The sequence below is a fragment of the Streptomyces sp. NPDC048644 genome, from assembly GCF_043199105.1.
In the GTDB taxonomy this organism is placed as follows: Bacteria; Actinomycetota; Actinomycetes; order Streptomycetales; family Streptomycetaceae; genus Streptomyces.
Genome location: NZ_JBICVO010000004.1, coordinates 188062 through 213853, shown reverse-complemented (window position 1 = coordinate 213853; position 25792 = coordinate 188062). Strand labels below are relative to the sequence as shown.

At 70.9% G+C, this 25792-nt stretch carries 27 protein-coding genes; 22 read left to right on the top strand and 5 right to left on the bottom strand.

From position 1 onward, the window contains the following. Positions 1-152 precede the first annotated feature (152 nt). The 17 genes from rpmE to ACGFNI_RS10520 all read left to right on the top strand — a co-directional run bounded on the left by rpmE (position 153) and on the right by ACGFNI_RS10520 (position 15759). Positions 153-377: a 50S ribosomal protein L31 gene (gene rpmE / locus ACGFNI_RS10600; RefSeq protein WP_227049443.1), complete on the top strand. Its 225-nt coding sequence runs from the start codon at positions 153-155 to the stop codon at positions 375-377. 160 nt (positions 378-537) lie between these two features. Then, on the top strand, positions 538-1617 hold the full coding sequence (prfA, locus tag ACGFNI_RS10595; RefSeq protein WP_393682472.1) for a peptide chain release factor 1: 1080 nt from the start codon (positions 538-540) through the stop codon (positions 1615-1617). Positions 1618-1646: 29 nt separating this feature from the next. Next, complete coding sequence (prmC, locus tag ACGFNI_RS10590) at positions 1647-2528, top strand: peptide chain release factor N(5)-glutamine methyltransferase (protein ID WP_393682470.1); 882 nt, start codon at positions 1647-1649, stop codon at positions 2526-2528. A gap of 50 nt (positions 2529-2578) precedes the next feature. Further along, positions 2579-3226, top strand: coding sequence for an L-threonylcarbamoyladenylate synthase (locus ACGFNI_RS10585; protein ID WP_393682468.1), 648 nt, complete (start codon positions 2579-2581; stop codon positions 3224-3226). Then, positions 3226-3960 carry a protein-tyrosine-phosphatase gene (locus ACGFNI_RS10580; RefSeq protein WP_393682466.1) on the top strand — a complete coding sequence of 245 codons (735 nt, stop codon included), beginning with the start codon at positions 3226-3228 and terminating at the stop codon, positions 3958-3960. The genes ACGFNI_RS10585 and ACGFNI_RS10580 overlap by 1 nt, the downstream gene beginning before the upstream one ends. Before the next feature lie 95 nt (positions 3961-4055). After that, positions 4056-5465, top strand: a complete 1410-nt coding sequence (glyA, locus tag ACGFNI_RS10575; protein WP_393682464.1) for a serine hydroxymethyltransferase — start codon at positions 4056-4058, stop codon at positions 5463-5465. A 97-nt stretch (positions 5466-5562) separates the two neighbouring features. Continuing rightward, the gene (locus tag ACGFNI_RS10570; protein WP_393682462.1) at positions 5563-6927 is read left to right on the top strand and encodes an MraY family glycosyltransferase; all 1365 of its coding nucleotides are present in this window, start codon (positions 5563-5565) and stop codon (positions 6925-6927) included. A 289-nt stretch (positions 6928-7216) separates the two neighbouring features. Next, positions 7217-7654, top strand: a complete 438-nt coding sequence (locus tag ACGFNI_RS10565) for a hypothetical protein (protein WP_393682461.1) — start codon at positions 7217-7219, stop codon at positions 7652-7654. Positions 7655-7933: 279 nt separating this feature from the next. Continuing rightward, the gene (gene atpB / locus ACGFNI_RS10560; RefSeq protein WP_393683018.1) at positions 7934-8731 is read left to right on the top strand and encodes a F0F1 ATP synthase subunit A; all 798 of its coding nucleotides are present in this window, start codon (positions 7934-7936) and stop codon (positions 8729-8731) included. A gap of 77 nt (positions 8732-8808) precedes the next feature. Continuing rightward, positions 8809-9075 carry an ATP synthase F0 subunit C gene (atpE, locus tag ACGFNI_RS10555; RefSeq protein WP_393682459.1) on the top strand — a complete coding sequence of 89 codons (267 nt, stop codon included), beginning with the start codon at positions 8809-8811 and terminating at the stop codon, positions 9073-9075. A gap of 41 nt (positions 9076-9116) precedes the next feature. After that, entirely contained in the window at positions 9117-9680 is a 564-nt protein-coding gene (locus ACGFNI_RS10550; RefSeq protein ID WP_227049433.1) for a F0F1 ATP synthase subunit B, read from the top strand. Next, positions 9677-10492 (top strand): F0F1 ATP synthase subunit delta, encoded by an 816-nt coding sequence (locus tag ACGFNI_RS10545; protein ID WP_393682458.1) that lies wholly within the window; start codon positions 9677-9679, stop codon positions 10490-10492. Before ACGFNI_RS10550 ends, ACGFNI_RS10545 begins: the two co-directional genes overlap by 4 nt. A 213-nt stretch (positions 10493-10705) precedes the next feature. Further along, positions 10706-12298, top strand: a complete 1593-nt coding sequence (gene atpA / locus ACGFNI_RS10540) for a F0F1 ATP synthase subunit alpha (protein WP_393682456.1) — start codon at positions 10706-10708, stop codon at positions 12296-12298. A gap of 20 nt (positions 12299-12318) precedes the next feature. After that, entirely contained in the window at positions 12319-13239 is a 921-nt protein-coding gene (locus ACGFNI_RS10535) for a F0F1 ATP synthase subunit gamma (protein WP_393682455.1), read from the top strand. Positions 13240-13244: 5 nt separating this feature from the next. Continuing rightward, the gene (gene atpD / locus ACGFNI_RS10530; protein WP_393682453.1) at positions 13245-14699 is read left to right on the top strand and encodes a F0F1 ATP synthase subunit beta; all 1455 of its coding nucleotides are present in this window, start codon (positions 13245-13247) and stop codon (positions 14697-14699) included. 108 nt (positions 14700-14807) lie between these two features. Beyond that, the gene (locus ACGFNI_RS10525; RefSeq protein WP_393682451.1) at positions 14808-15191 is read left to right on the top strand and encodes a F0F1 ATP synthase subunit epsilon; all 384 of its coding nucleotides are present in this window, start codon (positions 14808-14810) and stop codon (positions 15189-15191) included. Between the two features lie 118 nt (positions 15192-15309). After that, on the top strand, positions 15310-15759 hold the full coding sequence (locus ACGFNI_RS10520) for a DUF2550 domain-containing protein (RefSeq protein ID WP_393682449.1): 450 nt from the start codon (positions 15310-15312) through the stop codon (positions 15757-15759). 10 nt (positions 15760-15769) lie between these two features. Here ACGFNI_RS10520 and ACGFNI_RS10515 read toward each other — a convergent pair whose 3' ends face one another. Continuing rightward, positions 15770-16462, bottom strand: coding sequence for a response regulator (locus ACGFNI_RS10515; protein ID WP_393682448.1), 693 nt, complete (start codon positions 16460-16462; stop codon positions 15770-15772). Next, the gene (locus ACGFNI_RS10510) at positions 16459-17694 is read right to left on the bottom strand and encodes a sensor histidine kinase (protein ID WP_393682446.1); all 1236 of its coding nucleotides are present in this window, start codon (positions 17692-17694) and stop codon (positions 16459-16461) included. The genes ACGFNI_RS10515 and ACGFNI_RS10510 overlap by 4 nt, the downstream gene beginning before the upstream one ends. A 163-nt stretch (positions 17695-17857) precedes the next feature. Here ACGFNI_RS10510 and ACGFNI_RS10505 point away from each other — a divergent pair, with 163 nt between their 5' ends. After that, on the top strand, positions 17858-18454 hold the full coding sequence (locus ACGFNI_RS10505) for a hypothetical protein (RefSeq protein ID WP_393682445.1): 597 nt from the start codon (positions 17858-17860) through the stop codon (positions 18452-18454). Positions 18455-18485: 31 nt separating this feature from the next. Here the strand turns inward: ACGFNI_RS10505 and ACGFNI_RS10500 are convergent, their stop codons facing one another. From ACGFNI_RS10500 to ACGFNI_RS10490, 3 genes are read right to left on the bottom strand one after another with little or no spacing between them, the layout of a single operon-like run. Then, entirely contained in the window at positions 18486-19058 is a 573-nt protein-coding gene (locus ACGFNI_RS10500; RefSeq protein WP_393682443.1) for a cob(I)yrinic acid a,c-diamide adenosyltransferase, read from the bottom strand. Positions 19059-19068: 10 nt separating this feature from the next. After that, complete coding sequence (locus ACGFNI_RS10495; protein WP_393682442.1) at positions 19069-19842, bottom strand: ABC transporter permease; 774 nt, start codon at positions 19840-19842, stop codon at positions 19069-19071. Positions 19843-19873: 31 nt separating this feature from the next. Next, on the bottom strand, positions 19874-20656 hold the full coding sequence (locus ACGFNI_RS10490) for an ABC transporter ATP-binding protein (RefSeq protein ID WP_393682440.1): 783 nt from the start codon (positions 20654-20656) through the stop codon (positions 19874-19876). An 80-nt stretch (positions 20657-20736) separates the two neighbouring features. On the opposite strand from ACGFNI_RS10490, the gene ACGFNI_RS10485 reads away from it, so the two are divergent. The 4 genes from ACGFNI_RS10485 to ACGFNI_RS10470 all read left to right on the top strand — a co-directional run bounded on the left by ACGFNI_RS10485 (position 20737) and on the right by ACGFNI_RS10470 (position 25752). Next, complete coding sequence (locus tag ACGFNI_RS10485; RefSeq protein ID WP_393682438.1) at positions 20737-21378, top strand: TetR/AcrR family transcriptional regulator; 642 nt, start codon at positions 20737-20739, stop codon at positions 21376-21378. A 147-nt stretch (positions 21379-21525) separates the two neighbouring features. Continuing rightward, positions 21526-22374, top strand: coding sequence for a 3-hydroxyacyl-CoA dehydrogenase family protein (locus ACGFNI_RS10480; protein WP_393682437.1), 849 nt, complete (start codon positions 21526-21528; stop codon positions 22372-22374). Positions 22375-22521: 147 nt separating this feature from the next. Beyond that, positions 22522-22845 carry an STAS domain-containing protein gene (locus ACGFNI_RS10475; RefSeq protein ID WP_393682435.1) on the top strand — a complete coding sequence of 108 codons (324 nt, stop codon included), beginning with the start codon at positions 22522-22524 and terminating at the stop codon, positions 22843-22845. A 336-nt stretch (positions 22846-23181) separates the two neighbouring features. Further along, the gene (locus ACGFNI_RS10470) at positions 23182-25752 is read left to right on the top strand and encodes an ATP-binding protein (protein ID WP_393682434.1); all 2571 of its coding nucleotides are present in this window, start codon (positions 23182-23184) and stop codon (positions 25750-25752) included. Positions 25753-25792 lie beyond the last annotated feature (40 nt).

Here is a 25792-nt window from a genome sequence, read left to right as displayed (position 1 = left end):
CTGTGCCGCCAGGCCGGTCTCGGGGGAATACCTGACGCCCTACCCCGGTTTTGGGAGATACGGCAAGTCCTGGCAGACTGGACCGTCGGCCCCGGTTCACGTGACGCAACCCGCACCACGACCCGGAGCACTCCCGAACCTAGGAGAACCCCTTGAAGCGCGACATCCACCCGGAATACGTCGAGACCCAGGTCAGCTGCACCTGTGGCGCGTCGTTCACCACCCGTAGCACCGTCGACGGCGGCGCCATCCGCGCCGACGTCTGCTCCGAGTGCCACCCGTTCTACACGGGCAAGCAGAAGATCATGGACACCGGTGGCCGTGTGGCCCGCTTCGAGGCCCGCTTCGGCAAGGCCGCCGGTTCGGCCAAGAAGTAGCGACCCGCAAGGCGCCGGTTTCCGGTCGCCCCCTCGCAGGGGTGACCGGACCGGCGCTTTGTCGTCCAGGCCGCGGACCCGGCCGGGGGTCCGCGAACGCCGCGGCACCGCCGCACCAGGTGACCGGCCCCCGGAACCACCAGTCAGAAGGAACCCCACGATGTTCGAGGCGGTCGAGGAACTGATCGGCGAGCACGCCGGTCTCGAGAAGCGGCTGGCCGACCCCGCGGTCCACGCCGACCAGCGCGAGGCCATGCGGCTCAACAAGCGCTACTCCGAGCTGACCCCGATCATCACGACGTACCGTTCCTGGAAGCAGACCGGCGAGGACATGGAGACCGCGCGCGAATTCGCCGCGGACGACCCGGACTTCGCCGACGAGGTGAAGGAACTCGACGCCAGGCGCGAGGAACTCACCGAGAAGCTGCGACTGCTGCTGGTGCCCCGCGACCCCAGCGACGACAAGGACGTCATCCTTGAGGTCAAGGCCGGCGAGGGCGGCGAGGAATCCGCGCTGTTCGCCGGCGACCTGCTGCGGATGTACCTGCGCTACGCCGAGCGGGCCGGCTGGAAGACCGAGATCCTGGAAGCCAACGAGTCCGACCTCGGCGGTTACAAGGACGTCCAGGTCGCCGTGAAGACCAAGGGCGGCGGCGGGGCCACCGAACCGGGCCAGGGCGTCTGGGCACGGCTCAAGTACGAGGGCGGTGTGCACCGCGTGCAGCGGGTGCCGGCCACCGAGTCGCAGGGCCGCATCCACACCTCGGCGGCCGGCGTGCTGGTCACCCCGGAGGCCGAGGAGGTCGAGGTCGAGATCGGCCCCAACGACCTGCGGATCGACGTGTACCGCTCGTCGGGCCCCGGCGGCCAGTCCGTCAACACCACCGACTCCGCGGTGCGCATCACCCACCTGCCCACCGGCATCGTCGTCTCCTGCCAGAACGAGAAGAGCCAGCTCCAGAACAAGGAGCAGGCCCTGCGCATCCTGCGCTCGCGGCTGCTGGCCGCCGCCCAGGAAGAAGCCGAGAAGGAAGCGTCGGACGCCCGTCGCAGCCAGGTCCGCACCGTCGACCGCTCCGAGCGCATCCGGACGTACAACTTCCCGGAAAACCGCATCTCGGACCACCGCGTGGGCTTCAAGGCGTACAACTTGGACCAGGTGCTCGACGGCGAGCTTGACCCGGTCATCCAGGCATGCGTGGACGCCGACTCGGCGGCCAAGCTCGCCGCCGCCCAGTAAGACCCGTACGCACCGGCTGGAGGACCCCCGTGCAGCAGTCCCCTGGGGGACGACCCCAAAATCCCCGCACCTTGCTGCTCGCCGAGGTGGCCCAGGCCACCCAGCGGCTGGCCGACGCCGGCGTGCCCTCACCGCGCTTCGACGCCGAGGAGCTGGCCGCGCACGTGCACGGCGTCAAGCGCGGCCAGCTGCACACGGTCCCCGACGCGGACTTCGACGCCCGCTACTGGGAGGCCGTCGCCCGCCGCGAGGCGCGTGAACCGCTCCAGCACATCACCGGCCGCGCCTTCTTCCGGTACCTCGAACTCCACGTCGGGCCCGGGGTGTTCGTGCCCCGCCCGGAGACCGAGTCCGTCGTCGGCTGGGCCATAGACGCGGTCCGTGCGATGGACGTCGTCGAACCCCTCATCGTCGACCTGTGCACCGGCTCGGGGGCCATCGCCCTCGCCCTGGCCCAGGAAGTGCCGCGCTCCAAGGTGCACGCGGTCGAGCTGTCCGACCAGGCACTGAAGTACGCGCGGCAGAACGTCGACGGCTCCCGCGTCCACCTCCACCAGGGCGACGCGCTGACCGCGCTCCCCGAACTGGACGGACAGGTCGACCTGGTCGTCTCCAACCCGCCGTACATCCCGCTGACCGAGTGGGAGTACGTCGCCCCCGAGGCCCGCGACCACGACCCCGAACTCGCGCTGTTCTCCGGCGAGGACGGCCTGGACACCATCCGGGGCATCGAGCGCACCGCACACCGGCTGCTGCGGCCCGGCGGCCTCGTCGTCATCGAGCACGCGGACACCCAGGGCGGCCAAGTGCCGTGGATCTTCACCGAGGAACGGGGCTGGGCTGACGCGGCCGACCATCCCGACCTCAACAACAGGCCCCGTTTCGCCACCGCGCGCCGGGCGACGCCATGACGGCCGCCCCGAGGCCCGATGTATCCGTTCCGCACGAGGAGGACCGTTAAATGGCACGGCGATACGACTGCAGCGACGCGACCGACCGCGCGACCGGTCTGCGTGAAGCGGCGTCGGCCGTCCGCCGCGGCGAGCTGGTCGTGCTGCCGACCGACACCGTCTACGGCATCGGCGCCGACGCGTTCAGCGCCGAGGCCGTCGGCGACCTGCTGGAGGCCAAGGGCCGCGGGCGCGGCATGCCGTCCCCGGTACTCGTCGGATCCCCGAACACCCTGCACGGCCTGGTCACCGACTTCTCCGAGCAGGCGTGGGAACTGGTCGACGCCTTCTGGCCCGGCGCGCTGACCCTGGTCGCCACCCACCAGCCGTCGCTGACCTGGGACCTCGGCGAGACCCGCGGCACCGTCGCGGTCCGGATGCCGCTGCACCCCGTCGCGATCGAGCTGCTCACCGAATTCGGCCCGATGGCCGTCTCCAGCGCCAACCTCACAGGACACCCGTCCCCGCAGGACTGCGACGCGGCCCAGGAAATGCTCGGCGACTCCGTCTCCGTCTACCTCGACGGCGGCCCCACACCCGCCGCCGTGCCGTCCTCGATCGTCGACGTCACCGGAAAGACCCCGGTGCTGCTGCGCGAGGGCGCGCTCAGCGCGGAGGAACTGCGCAAGGTCGTGCCCGAGCTCGAGGTGGCCAATTGATGGCGCCCCTGGGGCGTGGCATAGCGGGGCACGGCGATGCGACCTTCCCGCCGGCCGCCCCTTCCGGTTTTTCCGCCCCTGCCCCCCACACCGCCTTCGCGCCGGTGAACGGCGTGCCGGGCCGCTTCCGGATCCTGCACGTCAGCACCGGCAACGTCTGCCGCTCGCCGATCACCGAGCGGCTGCACCGCCACGCCCTGGACCTGCGCCTGGGCGACGAGGGCAGCGGCGGGCTGCTGGTGGAGAGCGCCGGCACCTGGGGCCACGAAGGCGCCCCGATGGAGACGCACGCCGCGACGGTACTCGCCGACTACGGCGCCGACCCGGCGGGCTTCACCGGCCGCGAACTGCTCGACGAGCACGTCATCCGCGCCGACCTGGTGCTGACCGCCACCCGCGACCACCGCGCCCAGGTCATCTCCATGGGCCACTCCGCGGGTCTTCGCACCTTCACGCTCAAGGAGTTCAACCGGCTGGTACGCGCCATAGACCCGGCCACGCTGCCCGAGCCCGACCCGCGGCTGCCGGACGGCGGCCTGGTCGAGCGCGCCCGCGCCCTGGTCGGTGCCGCCGCCGCGCTGCGCGGCTGGCTGCTGGCGCCCACTCCGGAGTCCGACGAGGTCCACGACCCCTACGGCGCGCCCATCACCTTCTTCCGCTCCATCGGCGACGAGATCAACCAGGCACTCGATCCGGTCGTCACCGCGCTCACCGGAGTCCCGGCCCGCGCCTGACGCCTGCCCGCGGGGCGGCCGGACCCGGCCGCCGCGCCCGTTCGCCCCGTCGCGCCTACATTGGGACTACGTCCCGCACGAGGCCCGGAGCAGCGATGTCCGCCACCACCGCGTCAGCCCGCAGCCGGCACCCGGCCGGCCGCGTTCCCGCCGGAGGTCCCGAGGCCGCCGGCCTTCCCGGAGACGACGAGGCCACCGCCGCGTCCCTCGCCGACCGGGTACGGGACGCCGCGCGCGACGGGGACGCCGTACCGGCCGGCGGGCCCGACTTCGGCGCGCTGCTCGCCGCCGACCCCGAGATCGCCGGCGTGCTGCTCGGCGAGAGCGCCCGGCAGGCCGACGGCCTCCAGCTGATCGCCGCCGAGAACTTCACCTCGCCCGCCGTGCTCGCCGCCCTCGGCTCACCCCTCGCCAACAAGTACGCCGAGGGCTACCCGGGCGCCCGGCACCACGGCGGCTGCGAGATCGTCGACCTCGCCGAGCGGATCGCCGTGGAGCGCGCCAAGGCCCTGTTCGGCGCCGAACACGCCAACGTCCAGGCCCACTCCGGGTCTTCGGCCGTACTGGCCGCCTACGCCGCCCTGCTGCGCCCTGGAGACACCGTCCTGGCCATGTCGCTGCCGCACGGCGGCCACCTCACCCACGGATCGCCCGCCAACTTCTCCGGCCGCTGGTTCGACTTCGCCGGCTACGGCGTCGACGAGGAAACCGGCCTGCTGGACTACGACGCCATCCGCGACCTGGCCCGCGCCCGCCGGCCCAAGGCCCTGGTCTGCGGCTCGATCTCCTACCCGCGGGGCATCGACTACGCCGCCTTCCGCGACATCGCCGACGAGACGGGCGCCTATCTGATCGCCGACGTCGCCCACCCACTCGGGCTGATCGCCGGGGGAGCTGCGCCCAGCCCCGTCCCGTACGCCGACGTGGTGTGCGGCACCACCCACAAGGTGCTCCGCGGGCCGCGCGGCGGGCTGATCCTGTGCGGGGCGCGGCTGGCCGAGCGGATCGACCGGGCGGTGTTCCCCTTCAGCCAGGGCGGCGCCCAGATGAACTCCGTCGCGGCCAAGGCCGTCGCCTTCGGCGAGGCAGCCACCCCGGCCTTCCGGGCGTACACGCACCAGGTGGTCGCCCACGCCCGCGCGCTGGCCGACGCGCTGGCAGGCCAGGGGCTGCGGATCGCCACCGGCGGCACCGACACCCACCTGATCTGCGCCGACACCGCGCCGCTCGGCATCGACGCACGCACCGCCCGCGGCCGGCTCGCCGCCGCCGGGATCGTGCTGGACATCTGCGCCCTGCCCACCTCCGCGACGCCGGACGCGGCGCCCGCCCGCCGCACCGGCATCCGCCTCGGCACCGCGGCGGTGACGACCCAGGGGATGGGCGAGGCCGAGATGGCGGAGATCGGCGAGCTGATCGGCGCCGCGCTGCGCGAGGACGGTACGGCCCGTGCGCGCACCGTCGCTTTGGTCCGCCGGCATCCCCCTTATCCCGATCGGGACTGACGCCGGGGGAGGCCCGCGGGCTGCCAGGTCCCGGACGGGTTCACGGGCGGGGTCCTGGCACGCATAGGGTGTGTGGCTGTGATGGCCAGCTATATCTATGGGGCAGCCCGTGCGTGAATACCTGCTGACGCTGTGCGTCACGGCCGCGGTGACCTACCTGCTGACCGGCCCGGTGCGGAAGTTCGCGATCGCGGCCGGGGCGATGCCGGAGATCCGCGCCCGGGACGTACACCGCGAGCCGACACCGAGGCTCGGCGGCATCGCGATGTTCGGCGGGTTGTGCGCGGGGCTGCTGGTCGCCTCGCACCTGACCAATCTCCGGAGCGTCTTCGACAACTCCAACGAGCCGCGGGCGCTGCTCTCCGGCGCCGCGCTGATCTGGCTGCTCGGCGTCCTGGACGACAAGTGGGGCGTGGACGCGCTGGTCAAGCTCGGCGGCCAGATGATCGCCGCAGGTGTGATGGTCCTCCAGGGGCTGACGATCCTGTGGATCCCGATCCCCGGCGTCGGCACCGTCTCGCTGACCCCGATGCAGGGCACGCTGCTGACCGTCGCGCTCGTCGTGATCACCATCAACGCGGTCAACTTCGTCGACGGGCTCGACGGCCTGGCATCGGGCATGGTGTGCATCGCCGCCGCGGCCTTCTTCATGTACGCGTACCGCATGTGGTTCGGCTACGGCATCGAGGCGGCGGCGCCCGCCACGCTGTTCTCCGTCGTGCTGATGGGCATGTGCCTGGGCTTCCTGCCGCACAACATGCATCCGGCCCGGATCTTCATGGGCGACTCGGGTTCGATGCTGATCGGTCTGGTGATGGCGGCCGGCGCGGTCTCGGTCACCGGCCAGGTCGACCCGGATCTGCTCAACCTCAAGGCGGGCGGCCTGCGGGAGGCGACCCATGCGATGGTGCCGGTCTACATCCCGCTGCTGCTGCCGCTGACCATCATCGCGGTGCCGGTCGCCGACCTCATCCTGGCGATCGTCCGGCGTACCTGGCACGGCCAGTCGCCGTTCGCCGCCGACCGCGGCCATCTCCACCACCGGCTGCTGGAAATCGGCCATTCCCACAGCCGCGCTGTCCTGATCATGTATTTCTGGTCGGCGCTGATCGCCTTCGGCGCGGTCGCCTATTCGGTCAACAACGCGAGCATGTGGATCGTGCTGGGCATCGTGCTGCTGAGCGCGGTCGGTCTGGTGCTGCTCCTGCTGCCGCGGTTCACGCCGCGGGCGCCGCGCTGGGCCGAGCGGATGGTGCCGCCGCGTTACCGCAGGGTGGTCCGTACGGCGCTGCCCGACGGCGCTGTGGCGGCGGCCGGCGAGGGCGGCGAGCTGCCGGGGCACGAGGGACAGGAGCGGCGCGAGGGGGAGCGCGAGCCTCTTCCCGCCGGGCTGCACGGGGCCACCGCGATCGGCGACCGGTCACGCTTCGTGGAGCGAAGAAAAGCGGACAGTCACTCCTGAAGCAGAGGTTCGAACCGGTCAACCGGCCTCAGAAACAGGACAAGTTGACCCCATAGCAGGCAAAAGACTGTCGTGCGGTGCACCAACGCGCAGGTTCACGCTCACGTGTGACAGGTGGCACACTATCGAGGTAAAGACCTCATCAAATAGTTTGTGATACCGTTCACGAAACCCGGCGATAGAGCCGAAGGGGCTTCGTGCGACGGTCCTTTGGCCTCAGGTTCTGCCTGCAGGCCGGGTCTACGCTCGTCCTTGACGACACACCCCCACCCCTTGCCGGAGCGCCGCCATGCAGTCGAATGACGCCCGACTTCTCCTTCACGCCGTTGTGCCCACCCTCGCCACCGGCGCCATCGCCGTTGCCGTGAGCGCCGTGGTCGCGGGTGGAACGGGAGCGATCGGCGCGGTCATCGGTACCGCGCTCGTGTTGCTGGTGATGGGTGCAGGACTCGTCGTCCTGCAGAGCACCGCACGAAATCACCCGCAGCTTTTCCAGATGATGGGGCTGCTGCTGTACACGGTGCAGGTCCTGCTGGTGGCCGTCTTCCTGATGGCGTTCAAGGACACAACGCTCTTTGACACGAAGGCATTTGCCTTCACCTTGCTCGGCACCACTCTCGTGTGGATCGCCGCGCAGACCCGCGGTCATATGAAGGCCAAGATTCTGTACGTCGACCCCGACTCCGCGGAAGCGAAGAAGGCGGAGACGGCGGGGTCGCCGACGTGACACGTAGGGCCGGAATAAAAGCCCACTCACGGGCCTGCTATCGTCCGGTGCCAACTGCGGCACAGTTGGCGCAGGCGGCTGAGCGCCCGAGTTCCACGAGTTGGAACCGGCAGCCCTCGCAGCCGATGCCTGTGATCCGACCCGGCCCAGCGCCGAGACGCCGCCCCCACATCCGTAAGACCAGTCCAGTGCCGCTCCGTGGCTCAACGCCGCGCCGACACAACGAGGTTGCCGTACCCATGCGCCACGCTGAAGGAGCCCGCGGTGAGTGCTGAAACGATGCTCGCCTTCGACACGGAGTGCCACCTCTTCATCCCGGGGTGTGGCTTCGAGGCCCCGGGTCTTCATTCGTTCGTTTTCGAACCCCTCTTCACAGTCGGCGGCTTCGAGTTCAACAAGCCGATGCTGCTGGCATTCCTCAGCACGATCGTGGTGGTGGGGTTCTTCTGGGTCGCGTTCGGCAAGGCGAAGGTCGTTCCCGGAAAACTCCAGATGGTCGGCGAGGCGGGGTACGACTTCGTGCGCCGCGGGCTCGTCTATGACGCACTGGGGAAGAAGGAGGGCGACAAGTACGTCCCCTTCATGGTCTCGCTGTTCTTCTTCGTGTGGATCATGAACCTCTGGTCCATCATCCCGCTGATGGCGTTCCCCGTGACGTCGGTGATCGCCTTCCCGGTGGCCCTCGCCCTGGTCGTCTACGTCACCTGGCTGTTCCTCACGTTCAAGAAGCAGGGCTTCGTCGGCGGACTGAAGAACATCTCGGGCTACGACAAGTCGCTCGGCTGGGTGCTGCCGCTGATCATGGTGCTCGAACTTCTCCAGCACCTGATCATCCGCCCGTTCACCCACGCGGTCCGGCTCTTCGCGAACATGTTCGCGGGCCACCTGCTGATCCTGCTGTTCACCATCGCCAGCTGGTACATGCTGAACGGCATCGGCTTCGTCTACGCCGGTGCGTCCTTCGTGATGACCATCGTGATGACTGCCTTCGAGCTCTTCATCCAGGCCGTCCAGGCGTACGTCTTCGTGCTCCTGGCCTGTAACTACGTCCAGGGCGCGCTCGCCGAGCACCACTGAGCACCCTCGTCTCCCAGCCCAACAGCTGTCTGGTGGCCAACCCCCACCGGTCCGTGAAATGAGAAGGAAGTAACGGCATGTCCGCTGCTCTCGAAATGATCAACCTCGCTGCCGCCGGCGACACCGCCAAGAGCACCGTGGTCGGCAACGTCGCCTCGATCGGTTACGGCCTCGCCGCGATCGGCCCCGGCGTCGGCGTCGGCATCATCTTCGGTAACGGCACCCAGGCTCTGGCCCGTCAGCCCGAGGCCGCCGGCCTGATCCGCACCAACCAGATCATGGGTTTCGCGTTCTGTGAGGCGCTCGCCCTGATCGGCATCGTCATGGGCTTCGTCTACAAGTAAACGAAGCACATCGACTATCCATTCAGACGGAAGGCACTGATGTGAACGCCCTGAACCTGGCGGCGGAGGTTCCTGAGAACCCCCTGGTCCCGCCGATTCCAGAGCTGGTCATCGGCCTGATCGCCTTCTTCATCGTCTTCGGCTTCCTCGCCAAGAAGCTGCTCCCGAACATCAACAAGGTTCTGGACGAGCGCCGGGCGGCGATCGAGGGCGGCATGGAGAAGGCCGAGGCCGCCCAGGCCGAGGCTCAGCAGGTGCTCGAGGACTATCGGGCCCAGCTCGCCGACGCCCGCCACGAGGCCGCGCGTCTGCGCCAGGAGGCGCAGGAGCAGGGCGCGACGCTCATCGCCGAGATGCGCGCCGAGGGCCAGCGGCAGCGTGAGGAAATCATCGCTGCCGGTCACGCCCAGATCGAGGCGGACCGCAAGCAGGCCGCGCAGTCGCTGCGTCAGGACGTGGGCAAGCTCGCCACCGACCTGGCCGGCAAGCTCGTCGGCGAGTCCCTTGAGGACCACGCCCGGCAGAGCCGGACCATCGACCGCTTCCTCGACGACATCGAGGCCAAGGCGGCGTCGGACGCGACGAAGGCTGAGGCCGGCCGATGAACGGAGCGAGCCGCGAGGCACTCGCCTCCGCACGTGAGCAGCTCGACGCGCTGACGGACAATTCCTCCGTCGACGCGGCGAAGCTCGCCGAGGAGCTGGCTGCCGTCACCGCTCTGCTCGACCGCGAGGTCTCGCTGCGTCGGGTCCTGACCGACCCGGCGCAGTCCGGCGAGGCACGTGCCGAGCTGGCCGACCGGCTGCTCGGCGGCAAGATCGGCGGCCCGGCCGCCGAGCTGGTCGCCGGTATGGTCCGCGCCCGCTGGTCGGGCTCGCGTGACCTCGCCGACGCGATGGAGGAGCTGTCCTACAGCGCCGACCTCGCGGCGGCGCAGCGGGCCGGTCAGCTGGACGACGTCGAGGACGAGCTGTTCCGGTTCGGCCGGATCGTCACCTCGACCGGTGAGCTGCGCCGTGCGCTGACCGACCAGAGTGCTTCCGTGGCGGCCAAGACGGAGCTGCTGAACACGCTGCTCGGCGGCCGGGCCAACCCGGTCACCGGACGCATCGTGGTCCGGCTCGTCGGCAACCCGCGAGGCCGTAGCCTGGAAGCAGGGCTCGACGCCCTCTCCAAGCTGGCCGCGCACCGCCGGGGCCGGATGGTCGCGGTGGTCACCTCCGCGGTGCCGCTCAGCGAAGGACAGCGCGCGCGCCTCGGTGCCTCGCTCGCCAAGGTCTACGGACGGCAGGTTCACCTGAACCTCGATGTGGACCCCGAGATCATCGGCGGCATCCAGGTACGGATCGGCGACGAGGTCATCAACGGGAGCATCGCGGACCGTCTCGACGAGGCGGCACGGCGGATGGCCGGCTGACCCAGCCACCAACTCAAGAGCTGCACCACCGGCGGCAGGACGCCGGGCCGGACGGCCGGACCGACGAGGTCCGGCTGCGGCCCGCGGTCGGCCCCGGAAGACAGCACAAGCACGACGGCGGCCCGAGTTGGGCCGTAGGCGGAAACCCCCTGGGGACAACCCCCAGACCCCCGCAAGTAACTTCGGGCCCAACAAGGAGAGCAGGGAACCCAGATGGCGGAGCTCACGATCCGGCCGGAGGAGATCCGGGACGCGCTGGAGAACTTCGTCCAGGCGTACAAGCCGGACGCGGCCTCGCGCGAGGAGGTCGGCACGGTAAGCGAGGCCGGAGACGGCATCGCGAAGGTCGAGGGCCTTCCCTCGGCGATGGCGAACGAGCTGCTGAAGTTCGAGGACGGCACGCTCGGTCTTGCGCTGAACCTCGAAGAGCGCGAGATCGGTGCGGTTGTCCTCGGCGAGTTCAGCGGTATCGAGGAGGGCCAGCCGGTGCAGCGCACCGGTGAGGTGCTCTCGGTCGCCGTGGGCGAGGGCTACCTCGGCCGCGTCGTCGACCCGCTGGGCAACCCGATCGACGGCCTCGGCGAGATCGAGTCCGAGGGCCGCCGCGCCCTGGAGCTGCAGGCTCCGGGCGTCATGGTCCGTAAGTCCGTCCACGAGCCGATGCAGACCGGCTACAAGGCCGTCGACTCGATGGTGCCGATCGGCCGTGGCCAGCGTCAGCTGATCATCGGCGACCGTCAGACCGGCAAGACCGCCCTGGCCGTCGACACGATCATCAACCAGCGCGACAACTGGCGCTCGGGCGACCCGAAGAAGCAGGTCCGCTGCATCTACGTCGCCATCGGCCAGAAGGGCTCCACCATCGCGTCCGTGCGCGGTGCGCTGGAGGAGGCCGGCGCTCTGGAGTACACGACCATCGTCGCCGCCCCGGCGTCCGACCCGGCGGGCTTCAAGTACCTGGCGCCCTACACGGGTTCGGCCATCGGCCAGCACTGGATGTACTCCGGCAAGCACGTCCTGATCATCTTCGATGACCTCTCGAAGCAGGCCGACGCCTACCGCGCCGTGTCCCTGCTGCTGCGCCGCCCGCCGGGCCGTGAGGCGTACCCGGGTGACGTCTTCTACCTGCACTCGCGTCTGCTGGAGCGCTGCGCGAAGCTCTCCGACGAGCTGGGTGGCGGTTCGATGACCGGCCTGCCGATCGTCGAGACCAAGGCGAACGACGTGTCGGCGTTCATCCCGACCAACGTCATCTCCATCACCGACGGTCAGTGCTTCCTGGAGTCCGACCTCTTCAACGCGAACCAGCGCCCGGCGATCAACGTCGGTATCTCGGTCTCCCGTGTCGGTGGCTCGGCCCAGCACAAGGCCATGAAGCAGGTCTCCGGACGTCTGCGCGTGGACCTCGCCCAGTACCGCGAGCTGGAGGCGTTCGCCGCCTTCGGTTCCGACCTGGACGCGGCCTCCAAGGCTCAGCTGGAGCGCGGCAAGCGCATGACCGAGCTGCTCAAGCAGAGCCAGTACGCGCCGTACCCGGTCGAGGACCAGGTCGTCTCCATCTGGGCCGGCACCACCGGCAAGATGGACGACGTGCCGGTCGAGGACATCCGCCGCTTCGAGCGGGAGCTTCTCGACTACCTGGGCCGGGAGAAGAAGGAGCTGCTGACCAGCATCGTCGAGGGCGGCAAGATGTCCGACGACACCATCCAGGCGCTCACCGATTCCGTCGCCGCCTTCAAGCAGCAGTTCGAGACCTCGGACGGCAAGCTTCTCGGTGAGGACGCTCCGGTCAGCACCGCCAAGTGACGACGGAAGGGACCTGATCCATGGGAGCCACGCTCCGGGTCTACAAGCGTCGCATCCGCTCCGTCACCGCGACCAAGAAGATCACCAAGGCGATGGAGATGATCGCCGCCTCGCGCGTCGTCAAGGCGCAGCGCCAGGTGGCGGCATCGACGCCGTACGCGAGTGAACTGACCCGCGCGGTGACGGCGGTTGCCACCGGCTCGAACACGCAGCACCCGCTCACGACCGAGGCGGAGCGGCCGACCCGTGCCGCGCTGCTGCTCATCACGAGCGACCGCGGTCTGGCCGGCGGCTACTCCTCCAACGTCATCAAGGCCGCGGAGCAGCTCACCGAGCGGCTCCGGGCCGAGGGCAAGGAGGTCGACGCCTACATCGTCGGACGCAAGGGCGTGTCGTACTACGCCTTCCGCGAGCGGACGGTGCAGGAGTCGTGGACCGGCTTCACCGACAGCCCGACGTACGCCGACGCCAAGGCGGTCGCCGCGCCGCTGATCGCCGCCGTACAGCAGGACACGGCCGAGGGCGGCGTGGACGAACTCCACATCGTCTTCACCGAGTTCATCTCGATGATGACGCAGACGGCGCTCGACGACCGGCTGCTGCCGCTCAGCCTCACGGAGACGGCCGCGGCCGTCGACGAGGGGAAGGACGGCGAGATCCTGCCGCTCTTCGAGTTCGAGCCGTCGGCCGAGGACGTCCTCGACGCCCTGCTGCCGCGGTACGTCGAGTCGCGGATCTACAACGCGCTGCTGCAGGCCGCCGCTTCGAAGCACGCCGCCACCCGGCGTGCGATGAAGTCGGCCACCGACAACGCCGAAGAGCTCATCAAGTCGCTCTCGCGGCTTGCCAACGCGGCCCGCCAGGCCGAAATCACCCAGGAAATCAGCGAGATCGTCGGTGGCGCCAGCGCCCTGGCCGACGCGACCGCGGGGAGTGACTGACAACTATGACCACCACTGTTGAGCCGACCGCCGCGTCGGGCGTGGCCGCAGGCCGCGTCGCGCGGGTCATCGGCCCGGTTGTCGACGTGGAGTTCCCCGTCGACGCGATGCCGGAGATCTACAACGCGCTGCACGTCGACGTCGTCGACCCGGCGGAGCAGGGCAAGACCAAGACGCTGACCCTTGAGGTCGCGCAGCACCTGGGTGACGGCGTCATCCGTGCGATCTCGATGCAGCCCACCGACGGCCTGGTCCGCCAGGCCCCGGTGACCGACACCGGCGCCGGGATCACCGTCCCGGTCGGCGACATCACCAAGGGCAAGGTGTTCAACACCCTCGGCGACATCCTGAACAAGCCCGAGGCCGAGTCGGAGATCACCGAGCGCTGGCCGATCCACCGCAAGGCCCCGAGCTTCGACCAGCTCGAGTCGAAGACCGAGATGTTCGAGACCGGCGTCAAGGTCATCGACCTGCTGACCCCGTACGTCAAGGGCGGCAAGATCGGTCTGTTCGGCGGTGCGGGCGTCGGCAAGACCGTCCTCATCCAGGAAATGATCTACCGCGTGGCCAACAACCACGACGGTGTGTCGGTGTTCGCCGGTGTCGGCGAGCGCACCCGTGAGGGCAACGACCTGATCGAGGAAATGACGGAGTCCGGCGTCATCGACAAGACCGCCCTGGTCTTCGGTCAGATGGACGAGCCCCCGGGCACCCGTCTGCGCGTCGCGCTCGCCGGTCTGACCATGGCGGAGTACTTCCGCGATGTGCAGAAGCAGGACGTGTTGTTCTTCATCGACAACATCTTCCGCTACACCCAGGCGGGTTCCGAGGTCTCCACGCTGCTCGGCCGTATGCCGTCCGCGGTGGGTTACCAGCCGAACCTGGCGGACGAGATGGGCCTCCTCCAGGAGCGCATCACCTCGACCCGTGGTCACTCGATCACCTCGATGCAGGCGATCTACGTCCCCGCGGACGACCTGACCGACCCGGCGCCGGCGACCACCTTCGCCCACCTGGACGCGACGACCGTGCTGTCGCGCCCGATCTCGGAGAAGGGCATCTACCCGGCGGTTGACCCGCTGGACTCGACGTCCCGGATCCTGGACCCCCGCTACATCTCGCAGGACCACTACGACTGCGCCTCGCGCGTCAAGACGATCCTGCAGAAGTTCAAGGACCTCCAGGACATCATCGCGATTCTGGGTATCGACGAGCTGGGCGAGGAAGACAAGCTCACCGTCTACCGCGCCCGTCGGATCGAGCGGTTCCTGTCGCAGAACACCCACGTGGCGAAGCAGTTCACCGGTGTCGACGGCTCGGACGTCTCGCTCGACGAGTCGATCCACGCCTTCAACGCGATCGCGGACGGCGAGTACGACCACTTCCCCGAGCAGGCCTTCTTCATGTGCGGCGGCATCGAGGACCTGGAGAAGAACGCCAAGGAGCTGGGCGTCTCCTGACCCCGGCCCCGGTCCCGGGGGCGGCCCTGGCCGCCCCCGGTCCGTACGACCACTAGTATTTGACCCAACATCTGCCGAGCCTGGCAGGTGGAGACCCGAGGAGCCATCGTGGCTGAGCTGCACGTCGAGTTGGTCGCAGCGGACCGACAGGTCTGGTCCGGCGAGGCCAGCCTGGTTGTCGCGCGCACCTCGTCGGGCGACATCGGCGTCATGCCCGGACACCAGCCGCTGCTCGGCGTGCTGCAGTCCGGCCCGGTGACGATTCGTACGACCGGCGAGAGCGGGGACGGCACCGTCGTCGCCGCTGTGCACGGCGGTTTCATCTCTTTCGCCGACAACAAGCTGTCTCTGCTCGCGGAGATCGCGGAACTGTCGGACGAGATCGATGTCCAGCGCGCGGAGCGGGCACTGGAGCGGGCGAAGTCGGAGGCCGACGCGGCTGCCGAACGCCGCGCCGATGTCCGGCTGCGCTCGGTGACGGGCGTTCACTGAGCCCCGGCACCGACGAGATCGATCCTCAGCCGCGGGCTGCCCGGAGACCTCCGGAGCGGCCCGCGGCTGAGGCAATGCAGGTGCGTTTCCGGAATACGAGGCGAGGAGGTCGGTCGAGATGGTCCTCGCTCTGCTTGTGAGCGGCGCGGTCGTGGTGCTGGTGCTGCTGGGACTGTTCGTCTTCGGGCTGCGGCGGCGGCTCATCCAGCGGTCCGGCGGCACGTTCGACTGCAGCCTGCGCTGGAACGTTTCCGATGACGAGCGCGAGCCAAGCGGCAAGGGCTGGATCTACGGCGTCGCGCGCTACAACGGTGACCGGATCGAGTGGTTCCGGGTCTTCTCCTACGCGCCCAGGCCCCGCCGCATTCTGGAGCGCTCCGCCATCGAGGTCCTGGAGCGCAGGACCCCGCAGGGCGAGGAAGAGCTGGCGCTGCTCTCCGACTCGATCGTGCTCGCCTGCCGCCACCGCGGCGTCCGCCTGGAGCTGGCGATGAGCGAGGACGCACTCACCGGCTTCCTGGCCTGGCTGGAGGCGGCGCCGCCCGGCCAGAGGGTGAACGTGGCGTAGGGCTCTCGGATCACGGCCGGGCGTCGATTCCCAACTCCTGTGCCAGGACCGCGGCTTGGAGTCTGCTGCGCAGTCCCAGCTTGGCGAGCAGCCTGCTGACGTGCGTCTTCACCGTGGCCTCCGCCATCTCAAGACGTACCGCCACATCGGCGTTCGACAGACCGCGGCCCAGCGCGCCCAGGACCTCGCGCTCGCGCGGCGTCAGCACGTCCAGGACTGCCGGGTCCGGTGCCTCGCCGGGCCGCTCGTGACGTGCCGGGACCGAGTGCGCGGCGAACTCCGCGAGCAGCCTGCGGGTCACCGCGGGGGAGATCAGGCCCTCGCCCGACGCCACCGTGCGCACCGCGGTCAGCAGCGCGGTCGCGTCGCTGTCCTTGAGCAGGAAGCCGGCGGCGCCCGCCCGCAGCGCGCCGAAGAGGTACGCGTCCAGGTCGAACGTGGTCAGCACCAGCACGTCGGCGAGGCCATCGGAGACAACCTGGCGGGTGGCCGAGACCCCGTCGAGCCGCGGCATCTGGAGGTCCATGAGCACGAGCGCGGGGCGCAGCTCGCGGGCCAGCCGTACGGCTTCCTCGCCGTCCGCCGCCTCGCCGACGACCTCGATGTCGGGGGCCGAGCGCAGGATGAGCACCAGACCGGCGCGGACGGCGGACTGGTCCTCGGCGACGAGTACCCGGATCGGCTGCGTGGGCGCGCCTGTCATGACGGTGTTTCCTCCTCGGTGGCCGGGAGCTGGGCCCGTACCTGCCATACGGTGCCGTCAGGACCCGGTGCCGGGCCGGCTTCGAAGGTGCCGCCCAGCAGGGTGGTGCGCTCCCGCATGCCGACCAGTCCGGCGCCGGAGCCGGGTGCCCGGGGGCCAGAGCGGTCGCCGAACGGGCTGATCACGGCGATGCCGAGCGGGCCGTCCTGGGTCTGTTCGATGCGGACGGCGACCTCGCCGGGCTCGGCGTGCTTGAGCGCGTTGGTCAGGGACTCCTGGACGATGCGGTAGGCGGCCAGCTCCACCGGTGCGGGCAGCGCGGTCCGCGGGCCGGTGCCGTCGGCGTGCCGGGCGTCGTCCAGGGTGAAGGTGAGCCCGCTGCCCGCGCCGTTCGTCCTGGCCTGGCCGAGCAGGGCTTCCAGCCCGTCGAGGGTGGGGACGGCGGCCGGTTCGTCCGCGCCGCCCGCGGTGCCGGTGTCCCGCAGCAACCCGATGAGACGGCGCATTTCGGCCAGACCCTGGACGCTGTTCTCGCGGATGACGCCGAGCGCCTGACGGGTCGCGCCCGGGTCGTCGATGGTCTGCGCCGCGGTGGCGTGGATGGCGATGGCCGACAGGTGGTTGGCGACCATGTCGTGCAGCTCGCGGGCCATCCGTGCGCGCTCGCCCGCCACCGCCTGGGTCCTGTCCATCTCGGCGAGCAGCGCGGTCTGCTCGGCGCGCAGTCTGGCGGCCTGGGCCGCGTCGCGGTGGTTGCGGATGATCAGGCCGGTCCAGGCGGGGGTGGCGGTGAGGACGCCGATGACGATGCCGAACATCAGCATCTCCGGGTCGCGCCGCACGGCGAGCAGCACCACCGTGGTCACGACCGTCACCAGCACGGCGCACTGCGGGATCCGACGGGCCGTCCGGGGGCCTCCGTAGAGCACCGCGGCGTAGACCAGGTCCGTGAACATCACGACGGTGGCGATGAGCGTCCCGGTGCAGGTGTCCAGGGCGAGCGCGGCGACGGCGACGGCGAGACCGGTCAGCGGGGCGGTACGGCGCAGCAGTTCGGCGCCGCTGATGGCGGCCAGCGCGACCAGCGTCAGCCATGCCGGCAGGCCGGGCACCGGCGGTCTGCCGTGCAGTCCCAGCACCCACAGCAGCAGGCCGCCGAGCAGCCCGGCCGCCGCGATGAGGACATCGTCGCGGTGCGGCCTCGCGGGTACGGCGGGCAGGCGGGCTCTCACCCCTCCATCCAACACGGCGCCGCGGCGCCCCGCCTCCACACGACGGCGCTTCCCCCGGCGCGTCCGCTACATCGAAAGATGCAGCCGGGATCGTCACCGGCGACGACGAACGGGGCCTGCGGACGCGACAGGCTGGGAGTGCCCGAGTGAAGAGGAGGCCGTCATGGTCGTCACGCTGATCATTGCCTGCGAGGTCGGCTTCTGGGTTCTGCTGGCCGGCGGTCTGGCGCTGCGCTACCTGGCGCGGATGCCCCGCACCGGCGCCGCCGTGCTGCTCATGGAGCCGCTGCTGGAGCTGACCCTGCTGATCGTCACCGCGATCGACCTGAAGAACGGCGCGAGCGCGGACTGGAAGCACGGCCTGGCCGCCGTCTACATCGGCTACACCGTCGCCTACGGTCACTACACGATCAACTGGGTCGACGGGCACGTCGCGCACCGCTTCGGCGGCGCCCCGCCGCCTCCCAAGCCGCCGCGCTACGGCCTGGCGCGCGCCGCCCACGAGGGCAAACTGTGGCTGCGTACGGCCTTGATGGCCGCGGTCGCCGCCGGTCTGCTCCAGCTCGCCGCGTGGTACGTCGGCGACGGCGGCGACACCGCGTCCCTGCACGGCTGGCAGGTCAACGTGGCGCGCCTCGCGGCCATCCACGGCGTGATCGCGCTGACGTACCTGATCTGGCCGAAGAAGGACCCGGCGGGCAAGGGCGGGGGAGAGGCCGCAGGGGACGGGGCCGCCCGGCCGCAGAAGTCGCTGCGTTAGCAAGCGCCCCGGGCCGGGCGGCGGGCGGTGGCTACCGTTCGCCGCCCGGCACCCACAGCACGTCTCCGACCTCCTTGTTGGCCATGCGGGCCAGGATGAACAGGAGGTCGGAGAGTCGGTTGAGGTAGGTGGCGGTGAGCGGGTTCATGGTGTCGCCGTGCTCGTCGAAGGCCGCCCACGTCGACCGCTCGGCGCGGCGGACGACCGTGCACGCCTGGTGGAGCAGGGCCGCGCCCGCGGTGCCGCCGGGGAGGATGAAGCTGCGCAGCTTCTCCAGCTGCTCCAGGAAGCGGTCGCAGTCCGCCTCCAGCTTGTCGATGTAGCCCTGCTCGACGCGTAGCGGCGGGTACTTGGGGTTCTCGACGACCGGCGTGGACAGGTCGGCGCCGACGTCGAACAGGTCGTTCTGCACCCGCAGCAGCACCGTCGCCACCTCGTCGGGCAGCGAACCGAGCGCCAGCGCCACGCCGATCGCGGCATTGGCCTCGTTGGCGTCCGCGTAGGCCGAGATCCGGCTGTCGGTCTTGGCGGTGCGGCTCATGTCGCCCAGGGCGGTGGTGCCCTTGTCGCCGGTGCGGGTGTAGATGCGCGTCAGATTCACCATGCGGGCGAGCCTACGCGGCGGATCCGCGGAAGGTCCGGGCGCACAGGACCACTGACAGCACGGCGAAGCCGGCCGCGACCAGCACGCCGCGGAGCAGGTCCGGCGAGGTGTACGCACCGACGAAGGCGGCCCGCACGGCGTCCACGAGGTAGCGGAACGGCATGAAGTGCGAGAGCACGTCGAGCCACTTGGGCCCCAGCGTCATCGGCAGCATCAGCCCGGACAGCAGCATCGCGGGCAGCGTGAGGGCGTTGACCACAGGACCGAACTCCTGCGGTGTGCTGACCCGCAGCGCCAGCGCGTACGACAGCGAGCCGAGCGCCACGGTCAGGACGGCGACGAAGGCGAAGCCGATGAGGATGCCGGGCAGCGGCGCGCGCAGGCCCATGACCAGCGCGGCCAGCACCAGCAGCACGGACTGGAAGACGAACAGCGCGGCGTCCCGCAGCACCCGGCCCAGCAGCAGCGCCGGGCGGCTCACCGGCGTCACCCGCATCCGCTCGACCACGCCGTACTGCTTCTCGACGACGATGCCGAAACCGCAGAACGAGGCCCCGAACAGGGCGAGTTGGAGCAGCAGTCCGGGAACCAGCAACTGCCAGGAACTGCCCTGCGACGCCAGCGGCAGACCGGTCAGCAGCGGGCCGAAGAAGAGCAGGTACAGCAGCGGCATCAGAACGCCGAACAGCATCTGGATCCGGGAGCGCAGGGTCTGTCTGGCATAGCGGCCGAAGATCAGCGCGGTGTCGGAGAGGAACGCGGCGGGGGACGGGGGCGGCGGCACGGGGACTCCTGTGGTGTGGGCGGCGGACCGGTCAGACGGTGACGGGGGTGTGCGGCTGCGGCGCGGCGCCGCGTCCGGTGACGGCGAGGAACGCGTCCTGGAGGGTCGCGCCTGCCGAGCCCGCGTACCGCGTCTTGAGCGCGGCGGGGGTGCCGTCGGCGGCGACCACGCCCTTGTCGACGATCACCAGCCGGTCGGCGAGCGCGTCGGCCTCGTCGAGGTAGTGGGTGGTCAGGAAGACGGTGGTGCCGTGCTCGGCGCGGATGCGGCGGATCAGGTCCCACAGGTCGGCGCGGCTGCCGGGGTCGAGTCCTGTGGTCGGCTCGTCGAGGAAGAGGATCTCGGGGCGGTGGGTCAGGCCCAGCGCGATGTCCAGCCGGCGCCGCTGGCCGCCGGAGAGCGTGGCGGTCCTGCGGTCGAGCAGCCCGCCCAGGCCGAGTTCGCCGGCCACCTCCGCGGCGCGAGCCGTGGCCCGCGCCCTGCCGAGCCGGTAGAGGCGGCCCTGGGTGACCAGTTCCTCGCGTACCGAGACGTTCGGGTCCACGCCGCCGGACTGGGCGACGTAACCGGACGCGCGCCGCACCCCGGCCGGGTCTCCCGCCAGGTCGCAGCCGGCGACGGTCGCGCTGCCGCCGGTGGGCGCCAGCAGGGTGGTGAGCATCCGCAGGGTGGTGGTCTTGCCCGCGCCGTTGGGGCCGAGGAAGCCGAGGATCTCGCCGCGCTCGACGGTGAGATCGATGCCGCGGACCGCTTCGACAGTGCCGCTTTTGGTGGTGAAGGTCCGGGCCAGTTGGGACGTGCTGAGGACGGGCATGGCCTCAGAAAAACAGAGGGACTGAAAAATTGCAACGCCTCCAAAAATCAACCGTCCCCAGTGAAAGGTAGGATGGCGCCATGGCTGAGGGACTCAGGGAGCGGAAGAAGCGGCAGACCCGCCAGTACCTCTCGGACGTGGCCACCGGCCTCTTCCTGGAGCGCGGCTTCGACGCGGTGACCATCGCGGAGATCGCCGAGGCGGCGGAGGTCTCCGTCAACACCGTCTACAACTACTTCCCGGCCAAGGAAGACCTCTTCTTCGACCGGAGCAAGGGTGTGCTCGACCGGCTCTCGCGCTTCGTACGGGGCCGGGCGGCCGGCGAGTCCGCCGCCGTCGCCGTGCTGCGCGAACTGCGCGACGAGGTCGAGGCGGTCTCGCCGCGCGTCGGCCTGATGGAGGGCTATGACCGCTTCATGCGCGTGGTGCACGGCGCCCCCACCCTCAAGGCCCGCCTCTGGTACCTGCAGCAGGAGATCCTCGACGACCTGGAGGCGACGCTCCGCGAGGAGACCGGCGCCGCCGCTGACGACCCGCTGCCCGGCCTGATGGCGGGCCAGATCGCCTGGGTGCACCAGTCGCTCACGGCGGCCATCGCGCGCGAGATGCTGGCCGGCCGCAAGCCCGCCGAGGTCTCCCGTGAAGCGCTGGTCCTGCTCGACGACATGGAGGAACTGCTCAGTGAGCGGGTCCTCAACTACGCCGTACGGGCGGGCGGCTGACGGCCTTCCGGACGGTGAACGGCTCCGGTCGGTGTGATGTCCGTCATGTGAGACGTGACGCGCCTCTCTTACCTACCAAACGATCGCTCACGGACGCTAACGTCACCTTCACAGGCTCTCAAATGCACAGCGTGTTAGGGGACAGCAGTGGCAAGGAAGCTCGCCGTCATCGGAGCCGGACTCATGGGGTCCGGCATCGCGCAGGTCTCCGCCCAGGCGGGATGGGATGTCGTCCTCCGGGATGTGACGGACGAGGCGCTGGCCCGCGGCAAGGACGGCATCGCGGCCTCGTACGAGAAGTTCGTCTCCAAGGGCAAGCTGGAAGCCGCCGCCGCCGAGCAGGCGCTGGCCAGGATCACCACCACGACCGACCTGGACGCGGTGGCCGACGCGGATGTCGTCGTCGAGGCGGTCTTCGAGAAGATCGAGGTCAAGCGGGAGATCTTCCAGGCCCTCGACAAGATCGCCAAGGACGAGGCGGTGCTGGCCTCCAACACCTCCGCCATCCCGATCACCAAGATCGCCGCGGCCACGTCCCGCCCGGAGCGTGTGGTCGGCACGCACTTCTTCTCGCCGGTGCCGATGATGCAGCTGTGCGAGCTGGTGCGCGGCTACAAGACGAGCGACGAAACCCTCGCCACCGCGCGGGAGTTCGCCGAATCCGTCGGCAAGACCTGCATCGTCGTCAACCGCGACGTGGCCGGCTTCGTCACCACCCGGCTGATCTCGGCGCTGGTCGTCGAGGCCGCCAAGCTCTACGAATCGGGTGTGGCGAGCGCCGAGGACATCGACGTGGCCTGCAAGCTGGGCTTCGGTCACGCCGTGGGGCCGCTGGCCACCGCCGACCTCACCGGCGTCGACATCCTGCTGCACGCCACCGGCAACATCTACACCGAGTCCCAGGACGAGAAGTTCGCGCCGCCGGAGATCATGCGGCGGATGGTCGACGCGGGCGATATCGGCCGCAAGAGCGGGCAGGGCTTCTACGCGCACTGATACCGCGTCAGGGCCGGGCGGGCCCGATTCGTCACTCCGTGGGGTGAATTCGGTATCGGTTCGCTTACAGGCGGAAACTTCGCCGCGTGAGAGGCCGTCAGTTCGGTAGACCTCACCGTACGAGAACCACCATTCCGGGGAGTACATATGCATATCAGGGGCGACCACGCCGAGCTGGTCGTCGGGGGCCGCCTCGATGTCCGCAGCGCGGCGGACGCCCGTACGGCCCTGCACACCGCCGTCGACTCCGGTCGCGGCGATCTCGTGCTGGATCTGACCGAGCTGGATTCCTGGGACGCCACCGGGCTCGGCGTGATCATGGGGGCGCACCGCCGCGCGGGCCGGGTGGGCCGACGGCTCGTGCTGCGCGGCGTCCCGCCCCAGATGCAGCGGCTGCTGGTCGCCACCCGCCTGCACCGCATCCTCGCCATCGAGGGCGGGCTCGCAGCGGAATCGCTTCCTCGCGTGTGAGGCACGGCATCCACCCGGCGGGGCGGTGGGTGTCCGGTGCGGACGGCCGGGGCACGGCGCCGGGGAGCGATGCGGTGTGCAACACCCCGTACGTCACCAACCGCGCCATCCGCACCGGAGTGGTCCTTTCCGGACAAGTCAGGGCCCCGGCGGTGTGACGGCACCACCCCCGCGGCTAGGGTTCATCGCGCCGTCCGCCAGCAGCCGCGGCGGCACCGGCCGCAGCCACGCGGGGCACGCCCCGGCCGGGCGACGGACGGTACCCGCGCCCGCCCTCCCGGACGGACCCACGCGGCGCAGCCGGAGCGACAAGAAGGGCATCTGGGGGTTGTGAGCATGGACCCGAACACCCAGCGGGGACCTGAGGAGAACGGCGAGCGGGCACACACCGCCGAGCCGCCCGTGCCGGCCTTCGGCGGCAAGCAGACCGGCCCCGACGAACCGGTCCGCGTCGTGCGGCTCATCTCCGGCAGCTACCTCGTCACCGTCAACCCCCTTGACGGCAGCGAGATGGAACCCTGTCCGCCCGGCGAGCTGCCGGCCGCCCCCGGGAAGCTCGGCCCCGAGGAGCGCGCCGACGTCGTCCGGGCCGCCACGCCCCCGGTCCCGCCGGGAGCGCCCGTCTACGCCGGCCACACCGCCGCACTCGAAGAACGCGGCGAGGAGACCGAACGCCTGGTGCGCCTGCTCTCCCGCGGGCGCTCCGTACGGCTCACCGGCCCCTCGGGCGCGGGCCGCACCCGGCTGCTCGCCGCCGTCGCGCACGCCTGCGCCGACATCGCGCCCGACGGCGTCGTCCGCCTCTCCGGCTACCACCGCACCCCCAACGACCTCCTGTACGCGCTGTTCGCCGCCGTCCACCGCGCGCCCAGGCACCGTCCCGACCGCGCTGAGCTGCTGCGGCTGCTGGGCGGCATCGGCGCGATCGTCGTCGTCGACGACCTCGAATTCGGCGGCCGGGCACTCGACGAACTCCTCGACGCCACCCCCGAGTGCGCCTTCCTCTTCTCCGCGACCCCGGACATCGCCGCCCCCAGCACCGACTCGCACGTCGAAGAGGTCTTCCTCGGCGGCATCGGCCGCGCCGCCTGCCTGCGGCTGCTGGAGCGCGCCGTGCAGCGCCCGCTCACCGACGAGGAGAGCGCCTGGGCCGGTGACCTCTGGTTCGAGTCCGAAGGGCTGCCGCTGCGCTTCGTCCAGGCGGCGGCACTGCTGCGCAGACGCGACCGGCAGCGCAGCGCGCCCGGCGCCCTCGACGACGGCTACGGCCTGTTCGCCGAGCCGGCCGACGATGACGACGCGGCGGAGCCCGCCGAGATCCCGCTGCCGACCCTCGCCGAGGCCGCCTCGCCCGCGCCCCTGCTGGCAGGCCACCTCGGACGGGCCGCCCGGGAGACCCTCCGCTTCGCCGTCGCGCTCGGCGGGGAACTGCCGCACCAGGCCCACCTGCCGGCCCTCACCCAGGACACCCACGCCGACGCCGCACTCGGCGATCTGCTGGGCTGCGGCCTGATCACCCCGGCAGGCACCCACTACCGCCTCGCCGCGACCGTCCAGGAGCAGCTGGAGGCCGCCGGATACGGCGAGGACGCGGCTGCCCGCGCGCACACCGCGGCCCAGCACTACGCCTGGTGGGCGGGCCATCCCTCGGTCACCCCCGAGCGGGCCGCCGCCGAGTCCGACGCCGTACTCGCCGCGATGGGTGTGCTGACCGGCAGCCGCGAGAGCGGCCACCCCAGCGCCGCCGTGCTGCTCGCCCGTACCGCCGCACCCGCGTTCGCCGCCGCGCTGCACTGGAGCGCCTGGGAGCGCAGCCTGCGGCACGGGCAGGAGGCCGCACGGCTGGCCGGTGAGGTCGCCGAAGAGGCGTACTTCCACCACGAGCTGGGCGTGCTGGCCCTGTGCACCGACAGCCTCGACCGGGCGCGCGCCGAGCTGGAGGCCGCCATCGGGCTGCGCGGGGTGCTCTCCGACCGCAGCGGCGCGGTCGCCGGACGCCGGGCGCTGGCGCTCGTCGCCGACCGCACCCGCGCCTTCCCCTCGGTCATCCCCACGCCGCCGGTGCCGGGCGAACGGATCGTCACGCCCGCCGCGCCGCTGTCCGCAGCGGACGGCCAGGGCCCTGCGACACCGGCGGCCGGCACCACCGCGCCGACCGTCGTCGTCCGCGGCCCGGCCGCCCGTTCCGGTGCGCCGTCCGCACCCGTCGGACCCGCCCGGCACAAGGGCGCCGCCGGTGAGCGGCCGGTTCTCGGCCGGGCCCGGCGCAACCTCGTCGCCATCGGCGCCGGCGTCCTGCTGGCCGCGGTCCTCGGCACCGTCGTCACCCTCGGCTTCACCTCGGGCGGCGAGGGCCGCCACGGCGGCCAGGTCAGCACCGAGCAGAGCACCGCGCCCGACAACCAGGGCCAGGAGCCCCCGGCCGATGTCACGGGCACCGGGCCCGGCCTGCCTCCCGTCGAGGCGGCCTCACCGTCCGGCGCACCCAGCACCGAAGCCAGCCCGTCCCCGTCCACCAGCGCCCCCGCCACCAGCGCCTCGCCCACGGACCCGAGTACGGCGCCGACGGACCCGACGACCGGCCCGACCGGCAGGCCCACCGAACCCACGGACGGGCCCACCGACCCCACGCACAAGCCGACCGGCAAGCCGACCGACCCCACCCCGACGGACGACCCGACGGACGAGCCGACGACCCCGACGCCGACTGGCGAGCCCACCGGCAAGCCGACCACCCAGAGCCCGTCGCAGAGCGCGTCGGGCCCGATGAGCAGCAGCTCGGCCGGCTACACCACCCCGGCGGAAACCGCCCCGCAGCAGGCCGCCCCGCCGGAAACCGCCCCGTCGGACACGGCTCCTGAGGGCAGTGCCCCCGCCACCTACAGCGAGGACGCCCCGGCCGGCTGACCGCCCCCGGCGCAGCGCACGACGGCCCGGTACGGACGCC

What these genes read in the sequence shown, in the direction of transcription:
- ACGFNI_RS10475 (WP_393682435.1), top strand. Translation starts at nt 22,522, where the DNA reads ATGCATATCAGGGGCGACCACGCCGAGCTGGTCGTCGGGGGCCGCCTC.
- glyA (WP_393682464.1), top strand. Translation starts at nt 4,056, where the DNA reads ATGTCCGCCACCACCGCGTCAGCCCGCAGCCGGCACCCGGCCGGCCGC.
- ACGFNI_RS10565 (WP_393682461.1), top strand. Translation starts at nt 7,217, where the DNA reads ATGCAGTCGAATGACGCCCGACTTCTCCTTCACGCCGTTGTGCCCACC.
- ACGFNI_RS10520 (WP_393682449.1), top strand. Translation starts at nt 15,310, where the DNA reads ATGGTCCTCGCTCTGCTTGTGAGCGGCGCGGTCGTGGTGCTGGTGCTG.
- atpE (WP_393682459.1), top strand. Translation starts at nt 8,809, where the DNA reads ATGTCCGCTGCTCTCGAAATGATCAACCTCGCTGCCGCCGGCGACACC.
- atpA (WP_393682456.1), top strand. Translation starts at nt 10,706, where the DNA reads ATGGCGGAGCTCACGATCCGGCCGGAGGAGATCCGGGACGCGCTGGAG.
- ACGFNI_RS10585 (WP_393682468.1), top strand. Translation starts at nt 2,579, where the DNA reads ATGGCACGGCGATACGACTGCAGCGACGCGACCGACCGCGCGACCGGT.
- ACGFNI_RS10545 (WP_393682458.1), top strand. Translation starts at nt 9,677, where the DNA reads ATGAACGGAGCGAGCCGCGAGGCACTCGCCTCCGCACGTGAGCAGCTC.
- ACGFNI_RS10470 (WP_393682434.1), top strand. Translation starts at nt 23,182, where the DNA reads ATGGACCCGAACACCCAGCGGGGACCTGAGGAGAACGGCGAGCGGGCA.
- atpB (WP_393683018.1), top strand. Translation starts at nt 7,934, where the DNA reads ATGCTCGCCTTCGACACGGAGTGCCACCTCTTCATCCCGGGGTGTGGC.
- ACGFNI_RS10580 (WP_393682466.1), top strand. Translation starts at nt 3,226, where the DNA reads ATGGCGCCCCTGGGGCGTGGCATAGCGGGGCACGGCGATGCGACCTTC.
- atpD (WP_393682453.1), top strand. Translation starts at nt 13,245, where the DNA reads ATGACCACCACTGTTGAGCCGACCGCCGCGTCGGGCGTGGCCGCAGGC.
- ACGFNI_RS10505 (WP_393682445.1), top strand. Translation starts at nt 17,858, where the DNA reads ATGGTCGTCACGCTGATCATTGCCTGCGAGGTCGGCTTCTGGGTTCTG.
- ACGFNI_RS10500 (WP_393682443.1), bottom strand. Translation starts at nt 19,058, where the DNA reads ATGGTGAATCTGACGCGCATCTACACCCGCACCGGCGACAAGGGCACC.
- ACGFNI_RS10570 (WP_393682462.1), top strand. Translation starts at nt 5,563, where the DNA reads ATGGGGCAGCCCGTGCGTGAATACCTGCTGACGCTGTGCGTCACGGCC.
- ACGFNI_RS10535 (WP_393682455.1), top strand. Translation starts at nt 12,319, where the DNA reads ATGGGAGCCACGCTCCGGGTCTACAAGCGTCGCATCCGCTCCGTCACC.
- ACGFNI_RS10490 (WP_393682440.1), bottom strand. Translation starts at nt 20,656, where the DNA reads ATGCCCGTCCTCAGCACGTCCCAACTGGCCCGGACCTTCACCACCAAA.
- prfA (WP_393682472.1), top strand. Translation starts at nt 538, where the DNA reads ATGTTCGAGGCGGTCGAGGAACTGATCGGCGAGCACGCCGGTCTCGAG.
- ACGFNI_RS10515 (WP_393682448.1), bottom strand. Translation starts at nt 16,462, where the DNA reads ATGACAGGCGCGCCCACGCAGCCGATCCGGGTACTCGTCGCCGAGGAC.
- ACGFNI_RS10485 (WP_393682438.1), top strand. Translation starts at nt 20,737, where the DNA reads ATGGCTGAGGGACTCAGGGAGCGGAAGAAGCGGCAGACCCGCCAGTAC.